This is a genomic window from Streptomyces sp. NPDC058653, from assembly GCF_042716895.1.
GTDB lineage: Bacteria > Actinomycetota > Actinomycetes > Streptomycetales > Streptomycetaceae > Streptomyces.
This window is the reverse complement of record NZ_JBHXRM010000005.1, coordinates 73,748-91,451: the sequence shown is the minus strand read 5'-3', so window position 1 is coordinate 91,451 and position 17,704 is coordinate 73,748. Positions and strand designations below refer to the sequence as shown.

The window sequence follows — 17,704 nt, the reverse complement described above, 5'->3', positions numbered from 1 at the left end:
CCCGGGACCCCCCATGACTTCGGCTTACGCTCTCCCCGACTCGCCCGCCGAGCCACCGCCCGGCACGGCTGTTGACGACCCGTCAGGTACTGCTCCGCTGCGCGTCCTGCTCGGTTACGCCCGGCCCCACCGTCTCGTCCTGTCCGCCTCGCTGCTGCTCCTCCTGGCGGCGAGCGGGGCCGGTCTCGTACAGCCGCTGGTGGCGCGGCATGTGCTGGACGGGCTCGGCGACGGCACCGGGGTCATGGGACCCGTACTGCTCCTGGCGTCCCTGGTCGTCCTCGGGGCGGTGCTCACCGGACTCCAGTCGTGGTGGCAGCAGCGCACGTCGGAACGGGTGGTACGGCAGATCCGGCGGGACCTGGTGTTCCGGCTGATCCGGCTGCGGGTACCGGAGCTCGACCGCCGGGCGCCCGGGGATCTGATCTCCCGCGTCACGTCCGACAGCACCCTCGTGCAGAACGCGGCGACCGAGGGCCTGGTGATGGTCGCCAACGGTGTGCTCAGCATCCTGGGGGCCGTTGTCCTGATGGGGCTGGTGCATCTGGGACTGCTCGGGGTGACCGTGGCGGTGCTGCTCGGGGTGACGCTGGTGATGGTGCTCATCCTGCCCCGCATCCGGGAGGCGGTCGCCCGCTCGCAGGAGTCGATCGGCTCCGTCGGCGCGGCGCTCGACCGGGCGCTGGGCGCGGCCAGGACGGTGAAGGCCAACGGCGCCGAGGGCCGGGAGACCGCCCGCGCCGACGAGGCTGTCGACGGGGCCTACCGCGCGGGCCTGGTCGGCGCGCGGTACGTGGCGATGGTGAAGGTGCTGTCCGGCGTCTCCATCCAGGCCGCGTTCCTCGCCGTGCTCGGGGTGGGCGGCGCGCTGGTCGCCTCGGGAAGCCTCGATGCGTCGGCGCTGATCGCCTTCCTGTTGTACGTGTTCTACCTGGCGAGCCCGATCGGCTCGCTGGTCGCGGGGCTGGGGATGCTTCAGCAGGGGCTCGGCGCCGTGGGCCGTATCGAGCAGGTCGGACGGATGCCCATCGAGGAGGACGTCGACGGACCCGAGATGGGCGGCGGTGCGGGCCGCGGTCGTTGGGACGGGAAGGACGCGCCGCCGGTCGAGTTCCGGGACGTCCACTTCTCCTACCCGGACCGGTCGCCCGCGCTGCGGGGAGTCTCCTTCACGGTGCGCGGCGGCACCCAGAGCGCGCTGGTCGGGCTCTCGGGTGCGGGAAAGACGACCATGTTCGCCCTGCTCCAGCGGTTCTACGAGCCGGTGGCCGGCCGGATCCTGATCGGCGGTGCGGACATCGCCACCCTGCCCCGCGCCGAGGTGCGGCGCCGGATCGCCTACGTCGAGCAGGAGTCGCCCGTCATGGCGGGCACGATCGAGGACAACCTCACCTACGCGGCATCGGACGTGACGGACGAGCGGATCGCGGAGGTCCTGCGGCTGACCCGGCTCGACTCGCTGATCGAGCGGCTGCCCGCCGGTCTGCGGACCGAGGTCGGCAGCCGGGGCGTGGCGCTGTCGGGCGGTGAGCGGCAGCGGCTCGCCATCGCGCGCGCTCTGCTCCGCGGTCCCGAGGTGCTGCTGCTCGACGAGGCGACGGCGCAGCTCGACGCGAACAACGAGCGGGCGCTGCGCGAGGCGGTCGAGCAGGCGGCGCGCCGCTGCACCGTCCTGCTGATCGCGCACCGGCTCTCCACGGTGACGGGCGCGGACCAGATCGTGGTGCTGGAGCACGGCCGGGTACGCGGCACGGGGACGCACCGGGAGCTGGTCGAGTCCGACGTGCTGTACCGCGAACTGGCCGCCTCCCAGATGCTGGTCGGCGACGAGGGCACGGACGCGGGCATCAGGGGCGTCACGAGTGGCGCCGGTGTCGGCGGACCGGCCGGGGAGCCGGTGCCGGTGAACCCATGAGAAAGCGGTGAGGGCATTCCGCTCGTTCGCGAAATGCCCTCACCCGTTCTCGGCCGTTCGGTGTTTCAGTCCTTCAGTTTTCCCGACCCAGGTGATCCGGTCAGCCCGTAATGGAATTCAGGGCGGCCAGATATCCGTCCCTGTGGCCTTCCACATTCGGGTGGTAGGACTCGTTGATCTTGTCCCACTCCAGGCTCGTGACCCATTCCGTGCCACCCGAGCAGATGGCGTGCGGGTCAAATGCGGGACGCGGGTCGAGGAAGGTGAATCCGGCCTCGGCGGCACGGCTCGCCATGATGTCGTTCAGGACGTCGGCCGCGGAATTCATGGCCGAGCGCTCGGCGTCGCTCAGACCGAAGATCCCGCAGGAACCGCCGATCTTGTAGAGCCGCGGGTAGCCCACGACGACGACCTCGGCCGACGGCGCGGCGGCCCGCACCGCGCCGTAGGTCTGGGCGAGTGCCGGGGACAGCGCACCGGTGGCGGCCTGCTTCGCGAGCTCGACGCCGTTGATACAGTCCTGGTCGTCGATGGTGAGGATGCAGTTGGTCAGGACGTCGACGAAACCGACGTCGTTGCCTCCGACCTGCACCGTCACCAGGGTGGTGTCCGCGGTCAGCTGCGGTATCTGGGTGCTGACGACATCGGCCGTGGTGGCGCCGGAGCACGAGGCCTCGACGAAACCGACGGACGGATGCTGGGCGGCCCAGAGCCGGGGGTAGGTCAGTGGACCGCGCCGGCACGGGTCGTCCGGGTTGTCGTAGGTACGCGTACCGGGGGCGACCGCGTAGGAGTCGCCGATGGCCACGTACTTACCGTCCGCCTGCGGTGCCGCGTTCGCTGTGGGGGCGACGGTTGCGGCGACGACCATTGCCAGAAGTGCGGCGACGAGTGGTCTTTTTGAGCGCACGAAAATTTCTCCGATGAGTGGGGTCATGGACTCCTATATAAATAGCATCACTTGGTGCCCCGCGGTACTGCGGGCCATAAAATATCTGATGGCAATTCAGAGGTACCCGTACTTCCGTTGCCGGTCAGGGCTGGAGGCTGCTCACCACGTTCGCGGTGGAGTCGATGCCGTCCTGGATGGTCGGGGCCATACTGGTGCCCGCGAGGAAGAATCCCAGCAGTACGCAGATGATCGCGTGCCCCAGCTTGAGTCCGCTGTTGCGGACGAAGAGCACGGTGAGTACCAGCAGTAGTAGGACCAGTGAGATCGAAATGGCCATCGCCAACCTCCTCCGCCGCGCCGGAATTGCGGCATTCGGCCGTCAGTCTGGCGGAGCGGAGGGGCCCTTCGAGCAACTGGCGTGTAGGCCGTACGGGTTGACTACCGGTTGACTTCCGCGCCGGCTAGCGGTCGTTCTTGGCGAGGAAGCTCTCCAGGCCCGCGAGGTCGTCCGTGTTGATGTGGTCGACGCCCGCGTCGAGGAGTTCGGTCCAGACGGCGTCGCGGGCGGGCCCGGGCACCTCGGGAGTGGCCCAGAACCGGACCCGCTGGCCCCGGCGGTGGGCGGTGCGGACGATGCGGTGCAGCTCGGCGCGTTCGGCGGCGGGGAAGGCGCCGACTCCGAGCCAGGTGAAGCTCGTTGTCCAGTTGCTGCTGATGAGCGGGATGAACGAGGCACGCGCCGGGCCGCCGAGGTCTTCGAGCCGGCCGTCGTAGAAGGCGTGGCGGGTGCGCTGCGCCTCCATCGGGACACGGGCGGCGCGGTCGCCGGAGATGACCGGGGTGACGGCACCGGGCCGTACCCCTCCGTGGGAGTAGGTGCTCAGCATGGAGCGGTAGGCGCGCAGTTGGTCGTGCAGCTCCAGATAGGCGGCGGCGCCGTCCGTCTTGATGTCGATGAGCAGCTGCACCGGGCGGCGGTAACCCCGGTACACGGCGCCGCCGTTGGCCCTGACACGGTCGCGGAGCGGGTCGAGGTAGAGCGAGCGGAGTGTACGGGTGGGGTCGAGCGTGGCGGGCTCGTGGGCGACGAGCAGTTCGCCGTCGACCAGGAAGACATCGGCCTCGACGCTGGTGAAGCCGTGCGACAGGGCGTCGTGGAGGGGGCGCTCGTGCAGATAGTCGTTGTGCGCGTGGGCGCGGCGCAGCGGCTGGGGGCCGCGGTGCTCGGTCGCCTGCGCGTAGTAAGAGGGTACGGCGACTGCTCCGGCGAACGCGGCCGCGATGGTGGTCACCGCTCTGCGCCGGGTCGTGAGGGCCATGATGCCTCCGAGATCTGTGGGGCGGGGACGAGGCCCTCTCCGGTCGGCCGTCGCGTGGCCCGGAAGATCGACCGGACAGGTCCTGGGGTGGGTCTTCCGGATCTCGGTCCGGCCTGATCCGGAAGGAACGCCGTAGCCGAGTATCCGCCGCCACCTGCCTCAAGAGGGGGGATCTTACGAAGAGTTCCGCCACCCGACGGCTGTGATTCAGACGCTCTCGGTGATCTCCGGCCAGCGCACCGTACGGTCGCACCAGCGCTCCAGCAGCACCCGGTCGTGTCCGACGGCCAGCAGTCCGGCTCCCTCGGCGCGCCGGTACTCCTCGACCACCGTGACCAGCGCGGCCGTGGTCGAGGCGTCGAGCATCGCGGTCATCTCGTCGCAGACCAGCCAGCGCGGGTCCAGTACCAGCGCGCGGGCGACACAGGCGCGTTGGAGCTGACCGTCGCTGACCTCATGGGGTCGGCGGCCGAGCAGGTCGTCGGTGAGACCGACGGTCCGGGCCAAGTCGCCCACCCTGTCCGCCACTTCGTCCCGGCGTCCGTTGGCGCGCAGCGGCTCGGCGATCAGGTCGCCGAGCCGGAGCCTGGGGTCGGCCGACAGCCGTGGCTGCTGGAAGACCACACCGATCGCGGTGCGTTGCGCCTTGGGGGCGCGGTGGCGCCAGCCGGTGGCGGGTTCGCCGTCGATGGTGACGGTCCCCGCGTCGGGGCGGTGCAGCAGGGCGGCGACGCGGGCGAGGGTGGACTTGCCGCAGCCGCTGGGGCCGAGGAGGCCCACCGACTCGCCGGGGGCGACGGTGACGGACGCGCCCTTGACGACCGGGGTGCCGCGTCCGTATCCGGCGGTAATGCCGAGGAGTTCAAGCATCGACGCGCTCCTCGGCGTGATGGCAGGCGACGGACGAGCCGTCCGCCGGTGTGAGGGCGGGCAGGGTGGCGCAGAGGTCGGTGACGCGCGGGCAGCGGTCGGCGAAGGCGCAGCCGTCGGGGAGATCGCCCAGCTCGGGCGGCATTCCGGGTATGGCGGTGAAGCCGCGCTCGGGCAGGGCGTCGAGGAGACCGCGCGCGTAGGGGTGACGTGGTCCGGCCGGGCCGAAGAAGCCTTCCGCGGGGCCGAGTTCGACGATGCGGCCCGCGTACATGACGGCGACCCGGTCGGCGATCCGCTCGGCCGCCGCCAGATCGTGGGTGATCATGAGCAGGGCGCGGCCGTCGTCGGTGTGGCGTCGCAGTTCGTCGGCCGTGCGGTCGACCAGTTCGCGGTCGAGTCCGGTGGTCGGTTCGTCGGCGAGGAGCAGCGGGGCGTCGCCGATCAGCGCGAGGGCGGTGGCGGCGCGCTGGGCGAGGCCGCCGGAGAGTTCGTGCGGATACCGGTCGAGATGGTCGGCGGGGTAGGCCGCGCGTTCGGCCGCCGCCTCGACGGCCCGGGGAAGGGCCGGCCCCCGGACGCCCGTCACCTCCCGCAGCACTTCGGCCAGTTGGGAGCGCACGGTGCGTACGGGAGTGAGGTGGGCGGCCGGGCTCTGCGGTACGAGACCGACGCGCCGGCCCCGTACGGTACGGGCCAGGGTGCGTTCGTCGGCGGTGAGCAGGTCGACGGCCCCGGCCGGCCCGGCTCCCCTCAGCACGGCGGAGCCCGTGGTCCGCGCGTTGGCGGGCAGCAGCCCGAGCAGCGCCGACGCCAGTACCGACTTCCCGCAGCCGCTCTCGCCGACGAGCGCGAGGCACTCCCCCGCCGCCAGGTCGAAGGTGGCGTCGGTGACGGCCGCGATGTGCCGTCCGCCCCGCATCCGGAAGCGGACGCCGAGGCCCCGCACCGAGAGGACGGGAGCCGCGGGCGACTCCGTCGCCGGGGCGCTCGAAGGCTCGGGGGTGGTCACAGCATCAGCTCCGATCGGCGGCGCGGATTGATCCGTTCCCGCCACACGCCGGCGAGCCCGGCGATGGCCAGGGTCGGGACGATCAGGAACAGACCGGGGAAGAGCGTCGGCCACCAGTCGCCCGCGAGCAGCGAACCCCTTGCCGTCTGGACCAGATTGCCGAGGCTTGCCTGGTGGCTGGGCAGGCCGAGGCCGAGGAAGGAGAGCGCGGACTCGTGCCACATGGCGTGCGGCACCATCAGTACGGCGGCGAGCCCCGCCTGTGGCAGGACGCCCGGCAGCAGATGGCGCACCGTGATCCGCCATCGCGAGGAGCCTCCGGAGACGGCCGCGTCCACGTAGGGGCGCGAGCGCAGCGACAGGACCTCCGAGCGCACGATGCGTGCGGTGGAGAGCCAGTGCGTCAGCGCGACGGAGACGACCACCGGCCAGACACCGGGCCGGAACATGGCGACGATGAAGATGCCGAGGAGCAGGTGCGGCACCGAGGAGAAGGTGTCGACGAGCCGCATCACGACACGGTCGGTCCAGCCGCCGAGGGCCGCCGCCGCGGCGCCCACGGCCGTGCCGATGACGGTGGCCACGAGGGCGGCGACCAGTCCGACCAGGAGCGAGACGCGGAGCCCGTACACACAGCGCAGGAGCAGATCGCGGCCCACGTCGTCGGTGCCGAACGGGTGGGCGAGGGACGGCGGTCGGAGCTTGAGCGCGAGATCGACCGCCTGCTGGTCGAGCTGGGCGACGGGCGGGACGATCAGCACCGCCAGTGCCACGGCGGAGACGACGACGGCCGAGGTGACGGCGCGGACCGTGCGGGTCGAGCGGCGGCTGCGCCCGTGGGAGCGCCAGAGCGGGGCGGGCGGGGCGGGTGTGGTGTCAGCCATCGAAGCCCACCCTCGGGTCGGCGAGTCCGTACAGCAGGTCGGAGAGCAGGTTGCCGAGGAGTACGGCCGCCGTGGCGAGCACGGTGAGCGCCGCCAGCAGCGGGAAGTCCACGGAGGTCGCCGCCTCGACGGTGGCCGCCGCGATCCCCGGCCAGCTGAAGACCGTCTCGATCAGGAGCGCGCCGGTGATGAGTTCGGGGACGCGGGAGCCGATGAGCGTGAGCATGGGCAGCATCCCGGAACGCCAGGCGTGCCCGAGCAGCACGGTGCGCTCGCTCAGTCCCCTGGCGCGGGCCCCGCGTACGGGGTCCTCGGCCAGCGCGTCGGCGACCCCCTGCCGTACGTAGAGGTAGAACCACGGCATCTGCGAGATGCCGAGCACGGCCGCGGGCAGCACGAGATGGGAGGTGACCTGGCCGAAGGTGACGGTGTCGCTGCCCGGATCGGTGAGTCCACCGGCCGGCAGTACGTCGAGCCGCAGCGCGAAGAACCAGATGGCGAGCAGCCCGAGCCAGAAGACCGGCGCGGCTTCCAGGGTGTACGCGGCGGTGCTGACGCCCCGGTCGAGCAGTCCCCCGGGGCGGCGGGCCCCGGCCACTCCCAGCGCCGTGCCGAGCAGGATCGCGACAGCGAAGGCGGTGGTGGCCAGGAGCACGGACCAGCCGAGGCGTTCGGTGATCACGTCGGCCACGGGGCGGCGCATGACGCTGGAGTCGCCGAGGTCGCCCGCGGCGGCCGACGTCAGCCACTCCCACCAGCGCGGGACGAGTGCCCGCTCCACTCCGAGGTTGGCGCGCAGCTGGTCGAGGGTCTCCTGGGAGGCGGTGAGACCGGCGGTGCCGGCGTACGCCTTGACCGGGTCGAACGGGGAGGCCGCGGCGACGGCGAAGACGCCGAAGGTGACGACCAGCAGGACGGGGGCGGCGAACAGCAGCCGCCGTCCCGTCATCCGGGCCATCGCCCCCCAGGGGAGACGTCGGTTCACGGGGTACGGGCCCACTTCTCGATGTTCCACCAGGGGCCGGAGGCCAGTCCGTGGTCGTGCGGTTCGACCTGGGTGGTGAGCGTGCCCCAGGTGTCGTCGACGACGTAGAGGTGGTCGATATGGGTGAGGAAGGTGTAGCCGGGGTTCTTCATCAGTTCACGCTGGACGGTGTCGTACGCGGCCTTGCGCGCGGCCTTCCGTCCGCTCTGGCGCCCGGTGTCCAGGGCCTTGTCGACGGCCGGGTTGTCGTACCGGGCCATGTTGTTGAAGCCGTCGCCCGCGAGGTCCGAGTGGAGAAGGCCGAACTGGTCGAAGTCCGGGTCGCCGGGGGCTCCGCCGCCCGCCAGGACGGCGTCCACCTTCATGCGCGGTTCGATGACCTCCCACGTACCGGCCTGGGTCCTGATGTCGATGCCGGCCTTCTTGGCGTCGGAGGCGTAGGCGAGGGCGTGGTCCTGGCGGAGCTTGTCGCCCGTCAGATACCAGAGCGGGAAGCTCGCGCGTACGCCGTCCTTCGTACGGATGCCGTCGGGGCCCGGCTTCCAGCCCGCCTCGTCGAGCACGCGCCCGGCGGCCGCGAGGTCGTGCCGACGCTCGGTGCCCTTGGTGAACCACTCGCTGTCGGTGGGGACGGGGCCGTAGGCGGCCTTGCCCGCGCCGTCGAGGATCTTGTCGACCATCGTGTCGCGGTCGACGGCGAGATCGAGCGCGCGGCGTACGGCGGTGTCGCCCGTGACCTTGTTGTGGGTCGGCAGGGTGACGGTGCGGTAGTCGTACGTGGTGGCGGCGTAGGTCCGTCTGCCCTTGTCGTTCTCGAAACCCTCGGCGAGGTTGGGCGGCAGGATCGCGCCGTCGAGGTCACCGGCGCGCAACCGGGTGGCGCGGACGTCGTCGTCCTTGATGACGGCCATGGTGAACCTCTTCACCGCGGGCTCGCCGCCCCAGTACTCCGGATTGGCCCTGAAGCTGATCTTCTCGCCCTTGGACCAGTTGGTGAGGAGGTAGGGACCCGTGCCGACGGGCTTGCTGGTGAACGGTCCGGAGTTGACGTCCTGGCTGCCCGCCACATGCTCCGGCACGATGGGGAGCACGGTCCGCTGGGCGAAGGGCGCGTAGGGGTACTTGAGGGTGAAGACGACCGTGTTCCGGCCCTTGGCGGTGACGTCCTTGATGGCGGCCAGCTCGGTCTTGGACGGGTTGTTGGTCCCGGCGTCGAGGATGGTGCGGTAGGTGAAGACGACGTCCGCCGCGCCGAAGGGCTTGCCGTCGCTGAACTTCACGTCGTCGCGCAGCCGGTAGGTGTACGTCATGCCGTCGGCGGCGACCTCGGGGAGCGCGGAGGCGAGCGCGGGCCTCAGATTCATCGAGCCGTCGACGGTGAGAAGTCCGTCGAAGAGCTTGGAGTTGCCGTCCTTGCCGTAGCCGAGCAGCGGGCTGAGGCTCTCCGGCTCGTAGGCGATCCCGACGACGGCGGACTCCTGGTCCCCGCCCTCGCCCGAGCCGCTGTCCGGGTTCGAGCACGCCACGGCGGTGCAGGCCAGCGAACCTGCCAGCACCGCCGCGACCGTGCCACGTATGGAACGGGCGGTCATGGATTCCACACCCCTACTGAAGATCAACCGTTATTGCGAACGACTCGCAATTAAACAGTACGCAAAGGGGTGCCTGTCCAGATGCCCACGCGGTGTACCGGTCGGACCGGCGGCCGGGGCTACCTCGTCGCGGCGCCGGGCGCCGGCAGACCGGTGAGCTCCGCGAGCCTCTCGCGGTGCGACCCGGCCGAACCCAGCGCGATCTCGGCCGACTTGGCGCGCTTGAGGTACAGATGCGCGGGGTGCTCCCAGGTCATGCCGATGCCGCCGTGGAGCTGGACGCACTCCTCGGCCGCGTGAACGGCGACCCGGCCGCAGTAGGCCTGGGCGACGGCCACGGCGAGCGGTGCGTCGGGACTGCCGGTCGCCAGCGCGTCGGCGGCGTTGCGGGCGGCGGCGCGGGCCGAGACGATCTCCAGCCAGAGATGGGCCATCCGGTGCTTGAGTGACTGGAAGGAGCCGACGGGGCGGTTGAACTGGTGCCGTTCGCGGGTGTGCCGCACGGTCTCCTCCAAGCACCATTCGGCGAGGCCGAGTTGCTCGGACGCGAGCAGCCCCGCGCCGGCGAGCAGTCCGTGCCGTACGGCGGACTCGGCCGTGGCCGCGTCGGCGAGCCGGGTCCCGGCGGCGAGCGCGGCGGAGTCCACGGTGACGGTCGAGAGGGGGCGGGTGAGGTCGAGCGGGGTCCGCGCCTCGATCGTCACTCCGGGCGCCGCCGTCCCGACCGCGTACAGCCCGTCAGGGCCGAGGACCAGCAGGATGTCGGCGGCAGCCGCGTCGGCGACCGCGGGGATCGGGGCTCCGGAGTCGGCGAGCGGGAGCGGCACGTCCGGTCCGGTGGAGAGCGGGACGGCGAGTACGGCGACCGTACGGCCTTCGGCCAGTGCGCCGAGCAGCTTCGCGGCGGCCCCGTCCCCGTCCCCGTCCCCTTCAGCGGTGTCGCAGACGAGCAGCGTCTGGGTCGCGATCACCGAACTGGTCAGGAACGGCGCGGGCGTGACCGCCCGGCCCAGCTCCTCCAGGACCACCGCCGCCTCGCGGTGGCCCGCTCCCTGACCGCCGAGCGCCTCCGGTACGAGCAGCCCCGCCGCGCCGATCCCGGTGGCGAGCGACGTCCAGAGAGCGGTGTCGTACGGGTTTCCCGACTCGGCGCGTACGAGCGCCGCCGGGACATCTCCGCGGCCGGTGAGCAGTGACCGTACGGCGGCGCGCAGGTCGTCCTCCGCCTCGGAGTACAGCAGATCGGGCGCGTCCGTGTCGCTCATCGGGTGAGGTCCTTCCATGCGACGTCCTTGTCGTCGCGCGGCTCGGCGGGCAGACCGAGGACGCGTTCGGCGACGATGTTGAGCAGTACCTCGCTCGTACCGCCCTCGATGGAGTTGCCCTTCGAGCGCAGATAGCGGTAGCCGGCCTCGCGGCCGGTGAAGTCGACGAGTTCGGGGCGGCGCATCGTCCAGTCGTCGTACAACAGGCCCTCGTCGCCGAGCAGTTCGACTTCGAGGCCGCTGATCTCCTGGTTGAGCCGGGCGAAGGAGAGCTTGAGGCCCGAGCCCTCGGGACCCGGCCGGCCCACGGCGAGCTGCTGGCGCAGCCGTTCGCCGGTCAGCCGGGCCACCTCGGCGTCCACCCAGAGGGTGAGAAGCCGCTGGTGCAGTCCGTGGGTGCGCAGTTCGGGGCGGTCGCGCCAGGTCCGGGCGACCTGGCCGATCATGCCGCCCTCGCGCGGGAGGCGGGCGCCGCCGATCGAGACGCGTTCGTTCATCAGGGTGGTCCGGGCGACCCGCCAGCCGTCACCGACGGCGCCGAGCCGGTGGGCGTCGGGGATGCGGACGTCGGTGAGGAAGACCTCGTTGAACTCGGCCTCGCCGGTTATCTGGCGCAGCGGCCGGACGTCGACACCGGGATCGGTCATGTCACACAGGAAGTAGGTGATGCCCCGGTGCTTGGGCAGGGTGGGGTCGGTGCGGGCGATGAGGATGGCCCAGCGCGCGAGATGGGCGCTGGACGTCCACACCTTCTGGCCGTTGACGATCCAGTCGCCCGCGTTCTCGTCGTCGCCGTCGCCCTCCCGGACGGCGCGGGTCCCGAGCGCGGCGAGGTCCGACCCGGCGCCCGGCTCGCTGAAGAGCTGGCACCAGACTTCCTCACCGACCCACAGGGGCCGCAGGAACCGGCGCTTCTGCTCGTCGGTGCCGAACCCGAGGATGGTGGGCGCCGCCATGCCCAGGCCGATACCGATACGGCGCGGGTCGTTGTCGGGGGCGCCCGCGGCGGCCAGTTCGGCGTCGACGACCGACTGGAGGGAGCGCGGGGCGTCGAGTCCGCCGAGACCGGCCGGGAAGTGCACCCAGGCGAGTCCGGCGTCGAAGCGGGCCTTCAGGAAGTCGGTGGGGTCCGTGTCGGCCGGCGGATGGGCGGCGAGCAACTCCCCCGTACGGCGCCGGAGTTCGGCCGCGTCCAGCGCGTTCATATGGTGCTCGCCCCCGACGCGTGGGAGGGGAGGACGACCAGGCGCCCGGTGGTGGTGCCGTCGGCGACGCGCTGGACGGCGGACGCGGCGTCCGCCATCGGGACACGCTCGCTGATGAGCGGCTTGACGACGCCCTTGGCGGCGAGTTCCGTCAGCTCCTGGTGGCAGCGGAGGATCGCGGCGGGGTCCTTCCGGTTGTACAGGCCCCAGTGCAGTCCGACGATCGAGTAGTTCTTCACCAGGGCGTGGTTGAGCGCGGGGCTCGGGATCGCCCCGCCGGCGAAGCCGATGACAAGGATGCGCCCCTCGAAGGCGACGCATTTGGCGGACTTGGCGTACGCGTCGCCGCCGACCGGGTCGTAGACGACGTCCGCGCCGCGCCCGCCGGTGAGTTCCTTCACGCTGGCGACGATGTCGTCGGTGCGCCGGTCGATGACCTGGTCACAGCCCAACTCCCGTGCCACACGGACCTTTTCGGCGCCGCCGACCACCCCGATGACGGTGGCGCCCGCGGCCTTGCCGAGCTGGACGGCCGCGCTGCCGACACCTCCGGCGGCGGCGTGCACGAGCAGTGTCTCGCCGGCCTGGAGGCGCGCCCTGCGGTGCAGCCCGAACCAGCCGGTCTGGTAGCCGATGTGCAGGGCCGCCGCCTCGGCGTCGTCGAGGGTGTCGGGCGCGGGGAGGAGCGACGCCGTGTCGGCGACGACGTACTCGGCGAGTCCGCCGTGCGGCAGGGCGGGGGTCGCGATGACCCGCCGCCCGTCCTCGGTCTCGGCGCAGACCTCGACACCGGGGGTGAAGGGCAGCGGCGGGCGGACCTGGTACTGGCCCCGGCAGAGCAGGGCGTCGGGGAAGTTGATGTCGGCGGCCAGGACCTTCAGCAGCGACTGCCCGTCCCCCGGCACCGGCCGGTCCACCTCGTCCAGCCGCATCACCTCGCCCGGCTCGCCGTTCCGGTGGACTCGCCATGCCTGCATTCGGGGGCCTCCACAGATGAGGGTAGGTACACGCTCATCCGCATACTAAGCGGTCGCTTGCCCCCTGTGAACAGCCCGGCACGGGGCAGGTCCACCCTGGCCGGTGAGCCCGGAGAGCCCGGTGAGCCCGGTGACCCCGGTCGGCCCCGTCACCCCGGTCGGCGTGTTCAGCCCGCTTCGCCCGCGCCGCCGATCTCGCCCGCCCCGCCCGCCGCGCGCATCCGGCGCGGGGTGGCGTCGACGGGGTGCCGCGCGACGGCCACCACCGCCATGTCGTCGTCCCGCTCCCCGTCCGTCCACCGGCCGATCGAGTCGAACAGCTCACCGATCAGCCGCTCCGGGTCCCGGTCCGACGGCGGTCGCAGGTCCTCGCAGGGGTCGTAGAAGGAACCCTCGGCGTTCCGTGCCTCCGTCACGCCGTCGGTGACGCAGAGCAGGGTCGCGCCGAGGGGGAAGTCGTAGGAGTGGATCCCGCCGCCGGTGCCGGGCGCGAGGTCCCGCATCCCCAGGGGCGGCGACGCCTCACCGGTGTCGAGCGGGTGCAGCACGCCGTTCCGGAGCAGATACGGAGGGGGATGGCCGCAGTTCAGCAGCCGTACAGGCGTGCCGCGCCTGCTGATCTCGACCAGGAGAGCGGTGGCGAACGACTCGGCCGCCTCCGCCGTGAAGGGGTCGGAGTGCACCCCGACGGACCGGGCCACGGCGCGGTCGAGCCGTTCGGCCAGCCCGGTCAGGTCGGCCTCGGACTCCGCGCGCTCACGGAACGCGCCGACGATGACGGAGACGGCGGAGACCGCGCCCAGGCCCTTGCCGCGCACGTCGGCGATGAGCAGCCGGAGGCCGAACGGGGTCTCCTCCACGGCGTAGAGATCGCCCCCGATCCGGGCCTCGGCGTAGGCCGCCTCGTACCGGCAGGCGACGGTCATGGGCCCGACGATCTTGGGAAGTGGCGGCAGAAGGGCCCGTTGGAGTTTCTCGGCGGCGGATCTGACCAGCGAGAACCTCTCGCTCTGGCTGTCCAGCATGCGGCGCAGGGCGAGCGCGAACCCGGCGGCGATCAGCACTTCGAAGACCTGGAGGAAGTCCGCCACCACGCCGTGGGTGTTGGCCACCGCGGAGACCAGGCTGATGGTGATACCCATGGCCACGACGAGCACGGTGCGGCGGAGCGTGCTCGTGACGGCCGCCGCCATGCCGGCCACACCGATGAGCGCGGCACCGCTGACGACCGTGGGGGTGAGCAGTTCGAGGACGACGGCCCCGGCCAGCAGGACCGGGGACAGCCACTGGTAGCGCCGGATACGTGGATATCCCTGGTCCACGACACCGGTCTCCATGAGACCGGTCCTTCTCCGCCGAGCCCGTCTCTCCATTCCGCCACCACATCACAGAACGAACACGCTCATCGCGCTATGAAACTAGACAAACCCCTTCTTAGGGTATCTCGACCGCGGGGGGCCGCGTCAGCGGGCGAAGACCTCGAAGGACACCGCAGGCCGGCCGCCGAAGCGCGCCGCCGCGCGCTCCGCGTTCTCCGTGAGGAACCTACGGCAGTAGGTCTCCGGGTCCTCGTCCGTCAGTACCTCGATATAGCTGCGGTGTTCGAGCAGCGACCGCACGGAGCGTTCGAGACCGGGCGCCGCGTCGACCGCGTGCGTCGGGGTGGCGGACCCCGCGACGGCCACCCAGCGCACGCCGTCCCAGGGCTCCAGCCCCCGCTCGGCCAGTTCGGGGAAGATCCACCGGTTTCCCGCGTCGCCGGCCGCGTCGAGCGTGGCGCGGCCGACGGCGCGGTGGTCCGGGGTGTTCCAGGCGACGCCGCCCCAGGTGTCGCGGTGGTTGAGGGTGATGACCAGCTCGGGGCGGTAGCGGCGGATCGCCGCCGCGATGTCGCGGCGCAGCGCGACACCCTCCTCGATCACACCGTCCCGGTGGTCCAGGAAGACCACCTCGGACACACCGACGACGGCGGCGCTCGCCCGCTGCTCCCGCTCGCGCAGCGGGGCGGCCTCGACGGGGTCGATCGTGTCGATTCCGGCCTCGCCCCGGCTGGCGAGCAGATAGGTGATCTCGCGCCCCTCGTCGGTCCAGGCGGCGACGGCCGCCGAGCAGCCGTACTCCAGGTCGTCGGGGTGCGCGACCACGGCGAGGGCGCGCCGCCAGTCGGCTGGCATGGGGGCGAGTTGTCCGGTCGGTTCGCTCATGCCCGCAGATTACGACCTGGGGAGCCGGCCGGCGGCCCGGTCGGGGGAGCCGTCAGAGCTCTCCGCGCGCCAGTCCGACGAGCCGGTCGAGCACCCGTGGGCCCGACACCCGGACCCCGTCGTGCTCGTACTCGTCGGTGACCCAGGTACGGAGCCCTCGGACGGCGCGCGCGGTCTCCAGGGAATGGCCGGTGTCGACGTACATGTCGTCGTGGTAGACGGCCGCGGCGACGGGGACCTCGTTGGCGGCCAGCCGGGCGCGGTCGTACAGGGCGGGCCAGTCCGTGCGCGCGGCCAGCAGTTCAGCGGTCTCGCGCAGGGGGCGCAGCGCCGGGTCGGTGGTGAAGTGCCAGGGGTGGATGGTCTCGCCGGTGAAAAGCAGCGGGCTGTCCCCGGCGAGGGCCCGCTCCGCGTCGAAGCGGGGGAACTCCGCGCGTACCCGCTCGGCCGACCAGGCGGTGGGGCGGCCGTCCTGCGCGTAGATCGCCTCGTGCATCAGCGCGTAGAGGGGGTGCCCGGCGAAGGAGAGCTCCGCGGCCACCTTCTCCTGGAAGGCGTCGGACAGCTCGTGCCCGCCCGGGGTCTTCACGAACGCGCCGTCGAGGAGCTGGTGCAGCTGGTGGGTGCCGTCGCCGGTGCCGAGGAGGATGCCGAGCGACTGGAACGCCTCGGGCGTCAGGGTGTAGCCGTTCGGCAGGACGGGGCGGTGCTCGGCGATATGGGTGACGATCCGGCGGGCCCGCTCGACGTCCTGCGGATAGCGGTCGTAGTGGGCGGCCACCTTGCGTTCGATACGCGGGTAGGCCGCGCGGTAGACGTCGTCGGGCCCCCCGTCGAGCGAGGGCAGACCGCCGGTGATCAGTACGGTGCTCAGGCCCTCGGGCGCGGTGGAGAGATAGCGGACGGCGCAGAATCCGCCGAAGCTCTGGCCGAGAACGGTCCACGGGGCGCCGCCGGTCAGTCCCGGACGGATCGCCTCGCAGTCGCGCACGATGTTGTCGGACCGGAAGAGCGCGAGATGGTCGGCCTGCCGCGCTGCGTCTCCGCGCGAGGGCAGTGTCTGGCGGTTGAGGGGGGTGGAGAGGCCCGTGCCGCGCTGGTCGAGGTGGAGCACCCGGAACTCTTCGAGGGCCCGGCCGAGCCATGCCTGCTTGCCGATGAAACGGCGGGCGCCGAAGCCGGGGCCGCCTTCCAGATAGACCAGCCAGGGCAGGTTGTCGCCGGCCTTGGAAGCGGCGACGGCCGAGCGGCCGTACAGCTCGATCCGCTCTCCCGACGGATCGGCGTGGTCGAGCGGGACGGAGAAGCGGTGGTCCGTGAGGACGACGCCGGGCTGGCGGTAACTGGTCAAGGCTGCTCCTGGTTCGGTGCGGGCCCGGTCACCTCGGCCGGGCCTCCTCAGACGGTACGTCGGGCCGGCGCGGTCACGCCGGACGGGCCTCGTCGGGGCCCGTCCGGCGGTGGTGGGTCAGCCGCGCGCCACCGCGATCGAGCCCTGGAGCCGCTCCCCCGCCTCGTAGACCATGTACGGCACGCCCCGGTCGGTGCCGAAGCTCGGCGAGGCGCTGCGGCCGTTGTCCGGCGGGGTGGTGGCCGAGTCGAAGAAGAGACCGAGGTGGTTCCGGCGGCCGAAGTCGTCGCCGACCTCGGTGATCAGCAGATTGCCGCCGTGCTCCTTGTCGGTGTTGTAGACGACGTACGTGCTGCCGTTCCGGCTGAGCAGGTGCGGGCCGCCGATGTTGTTCGCCCCGACGTCGGAGTGCCGGACGAGGGGCTGCTGGTCGAACGTCCAGGTGCGGCCGTCCGCCGACCAGCCCCAGGCGATGTCACGGTGGTTGGACTGGTTGTTGAGCATGAAGAGCATCAAGTAGCGGGCGCCGCGCGAGGGCAGGTCGTGCCGGAAGACACGCGCGTAGGAGGTCTCGCTGGTGCCGGTGGGCATCATCTCCTTGGTCAGGACGACCTTGTCGTACGTGAAGGTGACGCCGTCCTTGGAACGGGCGAGGCGGGTGGTGCCGTTCTCGCCGTGGAAATAGAGCCACAGCTCCTTGACGTCCTCGTTCCACAGGACGTGCGGGGAGGCGACATGGCTGACCTGGTAGTGCGGCTGCCAGTTGTTGGAGACGATCGGGTTCGCCCGGTACTCGGTGAACGGCCCCTCCAGCGAGTCGCCGTAGGCGAGGCAGATCCCACCGGGCGCGTCGTGCGGGCCGTAGTAGAGGTAGTAACGGCCGAGCGGGTTCGCCAGCTTGTCGTAGACCCCCCGGATGCACGGGAAGATGATCTCGCCGGTGGGGTTGTACAGGAGCTGGGAGGGCGTCAGCAGGGTCTTCACATAGCGGTAGTCGGGGAATCCGCCGGGCGCCGCGGCGACGGCCGGTGCCCCCGCCGCCGGGGTGGTGGCGGCGCTCGCGCCGCCCGCCGTCGCACCGGTCGCCGCGACACCGGACGCCACGGCCGCGGACGCGGCGGCGGCGCGCAGGAAGATCCGGCGGCCGGGGTTCCTCGGCCCGAGGTTGTCGCTGTCGTGCCGCTTCGGGTCGCTGTCGTGCTGTGTCATGTCGTTCTCCGTCCGGGGGAGTTG

Annotated in this window: 16 protein-coding genes; 1 reads left to right on the top strand and 15 read right to left on the bottom strand. The window is 71.8% G+C overall.

Annotated features, from left to right (window positions below):
* Window positions 1-13: 13 nt before the first annotated feature.
* The gene (locus ACFWU9_RS06340) at window positions 14-1,915 is read left to right on the top strand and encodes an ABC transporter ATP-binding protein (protein ID WP_384315225.1); all 1,902 of its coding nucleotides are present in this window, start codon (window positions 14-16) and stop codon (window positions 1,913-1,915) included.
* A gap of 100 nt (window positions 1,916-2,015) precedes the next feature.
* Here the strand turns inward: ACFWU9_RS06340 and ACFWU9_RS06335 are convergent, their stop codons facing one another.
* From ACFWU9_RS06335 to ACFWU9_RS06265, 15 genes are all read right to left on the bottom strand, one after another.
* Window positions 2,016-2,852: an SGNH/GDSL hydrolase family protein gene (locus ACFWU9_RS06335; RefSeq protein WP_384315224.1), complete on the bottom strand. Its 837-nt coding sequence runs from the start codon at window positions 2,850-2,852 to the stop codon at window positions 2,016-2,018.
* A 97-nt stretch (window positions 2,853-2,949) separates the two neighbouring features.
* Complete coding sequence (locus ACFWU9_RS06330) at window positions 2,950-3,144, bottom strand: hypothetical protein (RefSeq protein ID WP_329377723.1); 195 nt, start codon at window positions 3,142-3,144, stop codon at window positions 2,950-2,952.
* A gap of 124 nt (window positions 3,145-3,268) precedes the next feature.
* Window positions 3,269-4,126 carry a phosphatidylinositol-specific phospholipase C/glycerophosphodiester phosphodiesterase family protein gene (locus ACFWU9_RS06325; protein ID WP_384315223.1) on the bottom strand — a complete coding sequence of 286 codons (858 nt, stop codon included), beginning with the start codon at window positions 4,124-4,126 and terminating at the stop codon, window positions 3,269-3,271.
* Window positions 4,127-4,333: 207 nt separating this feature from the next.
* Window positions 4,334-4,996 (bottom strand): ABC transporter ATP-binding protein, encoded by a 663-nt coding sequence (locus ACFWU9_RS06320; protein WP_384315222.1) that lies wholly within the window; start codon window positions 4,994-4,996, stop codon window positions 4,334-4,336.
* Window positions 4,989-6,008, bottom strand: coding sequence for an ABC transporter ATP-binding protein (locus ACFWU9_RS06315; protein ID WP_384315221.1), 1,020 nt, complete (start codon window positions 6,006-6,008; stop codon window positions 4,989-4,991). The genes ACFWU9_RS06320 and ACFWU9_RS06315 overlap by 8 nt, the downstream gene beginning before the upstream one ends.
* The gene (locus ACFWU9_RS06310) at window positions 6,005-6,892 is read right to left on the bottom strand and encodes an ABC transporter permease (RefSeq protein ID WP_384315220.1); all 888 of its coding nucleotides are present in this window, start codon (window positions 6,890-6,892) and stop codon (window positions 6,005-6,007) included. The genes ACFWU9_RS06315 and ACFWU9_RS06310 overlap by 4 nt, the downstream gene beginning before the upstream one ends.
* A complete protein-coding gene (locus tag ACFWU9_RS06305; protein WP_384315353.1) occupies window positions 6,885-7,850 on the bottom strand; it encodes an ABC transporter permease in 966 nt (321 codons plus the stop codon). The genes ACFWU9_RS06310 and ACFWU9_RS06305 overlap by 8 nt, the downstream gene beginning before the upstream one ends.
* Before the next feature lie 23 nt (window positions 7,851-7,873).
* A complete protein-coding gene (locus tag ACFWU9_RS06300; protein ID WP_384315219.1) occupies window positions 7,874-9,469 on the bottom strand; it encodes an ABC transporter substrate-binding protein in 1,596 nt (531 codons plus the stop codon).
* 119 nt (window positions 9,470-9,588) lie between these two features.
* Window positions 9,589-10,734 carry an acyl-CoA dehydrogenase family protein gene (locus ACFWU9_RS06295; protein WP_384315218.1) on the bottom strand — a complete coding sequence of 382 codons (1,146 nt, stop codon included), beginning with the start codon at window positions 10,732-10,734 and terminating at the stop codon, window positions 9,589-9,591.
* Window positions 10,731-11,939, bottom strand: a complete 1,209-nt coding sequence (locus ACFWU9_RS06290) for an acyl-CoA dehydrogenase family protein (RefSeq protein WP_384315217.1) — start codon at window positions 11,937-11,939, stop codon at window positions 10,731-10,733. Before ACFWU9_RS06290 ends, ACFWU9_RS06295 begins: the two co-directional genes overlap by 4 nt.
* Window positions 11,936-12,916 (bottom strand): NADPH:quinone oxidoreductase family protein, encoded by a 981-nt coding sequence (locus tag ACFWU9_RS06285; RefSeq protein WP_384315216.1) that lies wholly within the window; start codon window positions 12,914-12,916, stop codon window positions 11,936-11,938. Before ACFWU9_RS06285 ends, ACFWU9_RS06290 begins: the two co-directional genes overlap by 4 nt.
* 167 nt (window positions 12,917-13,083) lie before the next feature.
* A complete protein-coding gene (locus ACFWU9_RS06280) occupies window positions 13,084-14,253 on the bottom strand; it encodes a PP2C family protein-serine/threonine phosphatase (protein WP_384315215.1) in 1,170 nt (389 codons plus the stop codon).
* A 126-nt stretch (window positions 14,254-14,379) separates the two neighbouring features.
* A complete protein-coding gene (locus ACFWU9_RS06275) occupies window positions 14,380-15,120 on the bottom strand; it encodes a PIG-L deacetylase family protein (protein ID WP_384315214.1) in 741 nt (246 codons plus the stop codon).
* A 52-nt stretch (window positions 15,121-15,172) separates the two neighbouring features.
* Window positions 15,173-16,471, bottom strand: coding sequence for an alpha/beta fold hydrolase (locus ACFWU9_RS06270; RefSeq protein ID WP_384315213.1), 1,299 nt, complete (start codon window positions 16,469-16,471; stop codon window positions 15,173-15,175).
* 117 nt (window positions 16,472-16,588) lie between these two features.
* Window positions 16,589-17,680 (bottom strand): hypothetical protein, encoded by a 1,092-nt coding sequence (locus tag ACFWU9_RS06265; RefSeq protein WP_384315212.1) that lies wholly within the window; start codon window positions 17,678-17,680, stop codon window positions 16,589-16,591.
* Window positions 17,681-17,704 lie beyond the last annotated feature (24 nt).